Raw genomic sequence first — 6,877 nt, forward strand, 5'->3', positions numbered from 1 at the left:
GCACCCCGGGCGGCGGCGGGCCGGTCCCGGATCAGAACCGGTGGGGTGCTACCCCCGGGAAGCGCTGCGGCGACGACGGTACGAGGTCCGCCCGGCGCTGTTCGCCGGCCGGGGCGGCCTGGCAGGTCACGTCACCGGCGGGCAGCTTGCCGGTGCCGAGGTAGGCGTTGACCGCGGTGTCGGCGCAGGACGTGGGGTCGTTGAGGTACACCCCGTGGCCCTCACCGCCCCGGACCAGGAGCATCCGCGAGCCCTTCAGCGCCCGGTGCAGGCCCTCACCGCTGGTGAGCGGGGTCTGGGAGTCCCACTCGTTCTGCACCGTCAGCACGTTCGCCCGGGTGCTCATCTTCGTCGGCGGCTCGATGGGCCGCTGCCAGTACGCGCACGGCTTGATGTTGGACGCGAAGTCCCCGTACAGCGGGTACTTCGCCTTGTCCGCCGCGGCCTCCTTCGCGTACTGCTCGGGGTAGCGCGGCCACTCGACGTCCCCGCACACCACGGACCAGAACACCGCGGTGCCCGTGTCCGAGGCCGGCTCCGCCGCCGGCTTCAGCAGCCTGCGCTGCTCCGCGGGGAGCGCGGCGGGCTTGCCCTCGGCCGCCTCCTTCAGGGTCTTGACGGCCGGTGCCGCCTGCGCCGGGTAGAAGAACATGGCCCGCCCGGCGCGGATGTCGTCGCCCGAGTACTTCTGCCCCTCGATCTCGATCGGCTCCCGCTCGGCCCGGGCCACCAGGTCCCAGAAGGTCCTGGACACCGCGTCGGGGGTGGCGCCGAGCCCGAACTCGGCGTTGCGCTCGGCCGTCCACTGCGTCCACCGCTTGAACGCGGGCTCCGCCTCGGTCGCCCACACCTGGATCATGCCGCGCCAGGCGCGCTGCGGGTCGACGCCGCTGTCGAGGACGAAGCGGTCGGTGCGGTTCGGGAACAACTGCGTGTAGACCGCGCCGAGGTAGGTCCCGTACGAGTAACCCACGTAGCTGATCTTCTTCTCGCCGAGGGCCGCACGGATCGCGTCCATGTCGCGGGCGGTGTTGCGGGTGGTGATGAACGGCAGCACCGACCCGGACTTCTCACGGCACTTGTCGGCGACCCGCTGCGCCCACTCCACGTCCGCGGGGAAGGTCTCCTCCCGGTAGGGCCGGTTGATCTCCTGCTCCGCGTCGGTCATCCCGCAGGTGATCGGGCTGCTGGCCCCGGTGCCGCGCGGGTCGAAGCCGATCAGGTCGTACTGCTCGCGGACCTCCTTCGGCATCAGCTCCTGGGCCATCAGCGGCATGTCGAGCCCGGTGCCGCCCGGGCCGCCCGGGTTGAAGAGCAGCGCGCCGTGCCGTTTGGCCGGGTCCTCGCTCCTGATCCGGGATATGGCGACGTCGATGGTGCGTCCCTGGGGCCGCCGGTAGTCGAGCGGCACCTTGAGGGTGGCGCACTCGTACGAGGCCGGCTGGTCGGCGCTGCACCGCGCCCACGCCGGCTTCTGCGGGGTGAACTCCGCCGCCGGGGCGGCCGAGGCCTGCGTGGCGGACAGCAGGGGGATGGTGGTGGCGAGGAGACCTGCGGCGGCGAGTGCCGGCCCGAGGCGTGTGATGTTCACGTAGAGCGGTTCCCTTCCCGTGAAGTCGATGGCTCCACCACCCTGTTGCACGCCGCCGCCGGGCGGAATCCGTCCGAGGGCCCGGCTCGTATGCTCCTCACGAATGATTGGACATTCGGACAACTGGCCGACACGCCCACTGTGTTGGTGCCGAACGCCGGACGCCGGCCCGCCATCGCGGGCGGCGCGGGACATCGGGGCAGGTCAGCGCGGGTCCCACCGACACCCGCGAGGTGGTGCGGCGGATGTACGACTTGCGGAGGAGGGCGAGAACGGCGGCCGCGGCGCACGGCACCGCGGGCGGGACGCGCCCCCGCGGCGCAGCCGCAGTACCCCCTGCGCGCCCCCCGGGCCGCCCGTCACCCGTACGGCCTTGCCGCCCCCTCTTCCCCTTCCCGCCCCCGCCCCCGCCCCCGTCCCCGCCCGCGCCCGGCGCGCGGCGGCACCGGGCCCTCGTACGGCCGAATCCGCGGGCGCCTGCGGCTGCCGGGCGGGGACGTCGGGGGGAGGATGGAGGCACCCGGGGGTCGGAGCCCGGAGCACCACGAGCGGGCCCGACGCACCGCTCCCTCGGCGGCGGACGGGAAGGAGCGGTCGGCATGAACACGGCGGACGACCTCCCGGCCGGCACCGGGCCCCGGTCGGGGGCGGGTCCCGGACCCCGTGACGCCCCCGAACCCGTCGGCCCCTCCAGCGGGCGCGGTCTGCTGGACGTGCTGGGCGTCGCCGCCGTGGTCCTCGACGAGGAGGGGCGGATCACCCTGTGGAGCCCGCAGGCCGAGGACCTGTTCGGCTACACCGCGCAGGAGGCCCTCGGCCGGCCTGCGGCCCGGCTCCTCGTCGACGAGGAGCACCTGGGCCTGGTCCTGGCCCTCTTCGAGAAGGTCATGGGGAGCGGGAAGCCCTGGGCCGGGGTGTTCCCCGTCCTGCACAAGGACGGCAGCAGCCGCCTGGCCGAGTTCCGCAACATGCGCCTGGAGGACCAGCGCGGCCGGCACTACGCCCTCGGGATCGCCTCCGACCAGGCCACCCTGCGCCGCCTGGAGCGCGACCTCGCCCTGTCGCTGCGGCTCGTCGCCCAGTCGCCGATCGGCCTGGCCGTCATGGACACGGACCTGCGCTACGTCCTGGTCAACCCGGCACTCGAACGGATCAACGGCCTGCCGGCCGCGCAGCACCTGGGCCTCAGGATCCACGAGGCCCTGCCCCACATCGACTCCGCGGTCATCGACGCGGCCATGGCCGAGGTGCTGCGCAGCGGCGTGCCCCTGCTGGACCAGTTCACCACCGGCCGCACCCCCGCCGACCCCGACCAGGACCGCGCCTGGTCGGTCTCCTTGTACCGGCTCGACGACCCCGGCGGACGGCCCATCGGCATCGCCGCCTCCATCGTCGACGTCACCGATCAGTACAAGACCTCCAAGGCCGTGGCCCAGGCCCGGCAGCGGCTCGCCCTGATCGCCGACGCCTCCGTGCGCATCGGCACCACCCTCGACCTCGGGGTCACCGCCCGAGAGCTCGGCGACATCGCCGTGCCCCAGCTCGCCGACGTGGCCACCGTCGACGTCATCGACGAGGTCCTCACCGGCGACCACCCGCCCGACGTCGGGGCCGGCGGGACCGTACAGTTCCGGGCCCTGGCCGTCAGGGCCGCCCACCCCACCCCCGCGACCCGGGCGGCGGACCCGGTGGGCTCGCTCGCCCGCTACGACGCCACCCGGCTGGTCACCCAGTGCGTACGCACCGGCCGCCCGGTCCTGCTGGCGCACGCGGAGCGGCAGGACCTCGCCCGCGTCGCCCGCGACGCCGAGGCCGCCGAACTGCTCGCCGAGGCCGGACTGCACTCCTACCTCGCCGTACCGCTGATCGCCCGCGGGGAGGTCATCGGCGCACTCGGACTCCAGCGCACCTCCAACCCGTTGCCGTTCGACGAGGACGACGTCCTGCTCGCCGGCGAGCTGGCCGCCCGCGCGGCCGTGTGCATCGACAACGCCCGCTGGTACCAGAAGCAGCGCCACACCGCCCTGACGCTCCAGCGCCACCTGCTGCCGCACCACCCGACGCCCTCGCCGGGACTGGAGATCGCCTACCGCTACCAGCCCGCCGGGAGCGCCGCCGAGGTCGGCGGGGACTGGTTCGACGTCGTCCCGCTGCCCGACGACAAGACCGCCCTCGTCGTCGGCGACGTCATGGGCAGCGGCATCAACGCGGCGGCGGCCATGGGACAGTTGCGGACCGCCGCCCGTACGCTGGCGGAGCTCGACCTCGACCCCGCCGCCGTCCTGACCCGGCTGGACCACACCGCCACCGGCGTCGGCCACACCATGGCCACCTGCGTCATCGCCGTCTACGACCCGCACCGGGGCACGTGCCGCATCGCCACCGCCGGCCACCTGCCGCCCGTACGGATCGGCCCGGGCCGCCCGCCCGAGCTGCTGGACCTGCCGACGGGCGCACCCCTGGGGGTCGGCGGGGTGCCCTTCGAGGCCACCGCCCTCGACCTGGCGGTGGGCGACGAACTGGTCCTGTACACCGACGGGCTCGTCGAGACCCGCGACCAGGACATCGACACCCGGCTCCAGGCCCTCACCGCGCTGCTCGACGACCCGGGGCGGCCCCTGGAGGAAACCTGCGACCTGCTGCTCGGCAGGCTGCGCCAGCCGGACGACCGCGACGACGTCGCCCTGCTCATCGCGCGCGCACGACCGCTCTAGGCGCGGCGCAGCGCAGTGCGCGGGCAAGGTGGCGCCGGGGCACAGTACCAGCCGTTCGAGGTCTTGCCCGGATGTTTGTCCATTCGTGATGGTCCTTCTGAACGGGCACCACAACTGGCACTAGCGTCCCGTGGCACCCGGGGAGCGCGGGTGCACTACGGCATGACTGCCGCGGCCTACCGCCCCTGCTGACCCTCCCGGCCACTCGCAGCAAGGAGGAACAGTGCTGTCATTCCGTCGGTCGGCCGTCGGCAGCTTGTCGGTCGCTTCGAAACACGTGCTGGGCACGGGCGCCGTCATCGGTGCGCTCGCCTTCACGCTGATCGCGTTGCTGATTCCGGTGCAGAGCTTCGGCAGCAGGTCCGCCGCGGCGACCACGCCCGCCGCGGGCGACGACGACGGCATGGGCACCTTGAGCACGGCCTTCGGGCCGCTGACCGCCCAGGACCGGGACTTCGTCCGCAAGGTGCGGCTCGCCGGGCTCTGGGAACTGCCCGCAGGAAAGGACGCGATCCAGCGCGGCAAGCGCCCCACGGTCCGCACCGCCGGCGAGCACCTCGTCGAGGGCCACACCGAACTGGACCGCCGGGTCATCGAAGTGGGCCAGGCCCTCGGCATGGAACTGCCCAACCAGCCCAGTGCCCAACAGCAGGAATGGCTGGCGCAGCTCGCCGCGGCCCAGGGCCCCCAGTACGAGCAGCTGTTCGCGCAGCTGCTGCGGCGGGCGCACGGAAAGGTGTTCACGGTGGTGGCCCAAATACGCGCGCAGACCCGCAACTCGATGGTGAGAGAGCTGGCCAACGACGCCAACACCACCGTCCTGGACCACATCTCCGTGCTGGAGGCCACCGGGCTCGTCGACTTCGACGGACTCGCGGACACCCCGCCGGCTGGGTCCCGCCCCGCCTCGGGCTCCGGCTCGGGCTCCGGCTCCGGCTCGGGCTCGGGAGTCGCTCCCGTACCCGTGCCCGCCTCCTCCACCCTTTCCCGACCGACGAAGTGAAGTGATCGCATGAGTCAAAAGGGCCACAAACGCCGTCTGCGCACGTCGCACAAGGTCCTCGTCATGATGTCCGCCCTCGCTCTGGGCGGCGGCGGGGTCCTGTTCGTGTCGCAAGGCGCCTTCGCCGGACAGGACGGCCGCGCATCGGCGACCTCCACCATCGACTGCCCCGACGTGGGCGACAAGCTCAACAACGTTCCCGAACAGGCCAGGGGCGAGGTCGACAAGAACCTCGCACAGCTCGACACCCAGGTCGCCGACGCCTACGCCAAGCTCTCCTCGGGCCAGGCCAAGGCGAACGCCCTGCTCGACGGGCTGAAGCAGCAGCGCAGCAAGACCATCTCCGCCATCGGCGACACGCTCGGCAAGGCCGGCGCCCGGCAGCAGGGGCTGGAAGGCCTCAGCGGCTGCCAGATGCAGAAGGCCGCGGCCCCCGACCCGAAGGACGCCGCCGCGGAGGGCGGCGGCCAGGCCGCCGCCGCCCAGGGCGGCGGTGCCCAGCAGGCCAAGGGCGGCCCGGCCCGCAGCGACTTCGTCGCCATCGGCACGGTCAAGCCGAACGTCAACAAGCCGGGGGCCCGTTCGGGCGCGTCCCAGGGGTCCTTCTCGGTGAACTGCGGCCGCAACGAGAACGGCCACTTCAACCCCGACAACGTCATCGTCGCGCCGGGCGTGAGCAACGGCGCCCACCACATGCACGACTACGTGGGCAACCTGACCACCGACGCCTTCTCCACCAACAAGAGCCTCGCGGCCTCCGGGACCACCTGCAACAACGGCGACCAGTCCGCCTACTACTGGCCGGTGCTCCGACTGCGCGACGGCCGGGCCGAACGCGACGCCAAGGCGCCCGGCGGCGGGCAGGACGGGAACATCGGCACGATCCTGAAGCCCAAGCAGGTCACGATCGAGTTCAAGGGCAGCCCGGTCTCCAAGGTCGACGCCATGCCCCGCTTCATGCGGATCATCACGGGCGACGCCAAGGCCCTCACCAACGGCAACGGCAACGCCAACGCCTCGTGGAGCTGCACCGGCTTCGAGAACCGGCAGCTGAAGGACAAGTACCCGGTGTGCCCCAAGGGCAGTGACGTGGTCCGGACCTTCAACTTCCAGAGCTGCTGGGACGGGAAGAACATCGACAGCGCCAACCACCGCACCCACGTGGACTTCGCGAAGAAGGACGGCTCCTGCAAGCCCGGATTCAAGGCGATCCCCCAACTGGTGCAGCGGATCGTGTACAGCGTGCCGCCCGGTTCGCGCTTCGCCGTGGACAGCTTCCCCGAGCAGTTGCACAAGCCGGCGACCGACCACGGCGACTTCATCAACGTGATGTCGGACGGCCTGATGCAGCGCGCGGTGCGCTGCATCAACGACGGGCGCTCCTGCCGCTGACCCCCGGTCCCTCGGCGGCGGCGCTCACCCCCTCCCACCTCCCCGGCGTCGCCCCGAGAGCGGTGGGGGGGGGGGGGGGGGGGGGGGGGGGGGGGGGGGGGGGGGGGTCGGGGTGGGGCGCGCGGGGGGGGGAGGGGGGAGGAGGGGTGGCGCGGGGGGCGCCGAGGGCGTGCTCCC

General features: G+C 73.0%; 4 protein-coding genes. 3 read left to right on the forward strand and 1 reads right to left on the reverse strand.

What is annotated here, in order from left to right; translation table 11 throughout:
- Positions 1 to 31 precede the first annotated feature (31 nt).
- The gene (locus tag ACZ4VL_RS21110) at positions 32 to 1,591 is read right to left on the reverse strand and encodes an alpha/beta hydrolase (protein ID WP_468202002.1); all 1,560 of its coding nucleotides are present in this window, start codon (positions 1,589 to 1,591) and stop codon (positions 32 to 34) included.
- 599 nt (positions 1,592 to 2,190) lie between these two features.
- On the opposite strand from ACZ4VL_RS21110, the gene ACZ4VL_RS21115 reads away from it, so the two are divergent.
- From ACZ4VL_RS21115 to ACZ4VL_RS21125, 3 genes are all read left to right on the forward strand, one after another.
- Entirely contained in the window at positions 2,191 to 4,305 is a 2,115-nt protein-coding gene (locus tag ACZ4VL_RS21115) for a SpoIIE family protein phosphatase (RefSeq protein ID WP_468202004.1), read from the forward strand.
- A gap of 223 nt (positions 4,306 to 4,528) precedes the next feature.
- Entirely contained in the window at positions 4,529 to 5,308 is a 780-nt protein-coding gene (locus ACZ4VL_RS21120; protein ID WP_468202007.1) for a DUF4142 domain-containing protein, read from the forward strand.
- Positions 5,309 to 5,317: 9 nt separating this feature from the next.
- Entirely contained in the window at positions 5,318 to 6,700 is a 1,383-nt protein-coding gene (locus ACZ4VL_RS21125) for a DUF1996 domain-containing protein (RefSeq protein ID WP_468202009.1), read from the forward strand.
- Positions 6,701 to 6,877 lie beyond the last annotated feature (177 nt).

It is taken from the genome of Streptomyces sp. NPDC029014, assembly GCF_055564695.1.

Excerpts from the sequence above, each read along its gene's own strand:
- ACZ4VL_RS21125 (WP_468202009.1), top strand. The coding sequence starts at position 5,318 with ATGAGTCAAAAGGGCCACAAACGCCGTCTGCGCACGTCGCACAAGGTC.
- ACZ4VL_RS21115 (WP_468202004.1), top strand. The coding sequence starts at position 2,191 with ATGAACACGGCGGACGACCTCCCGGCCGGCACCGGGCCCCGGTCGGGG.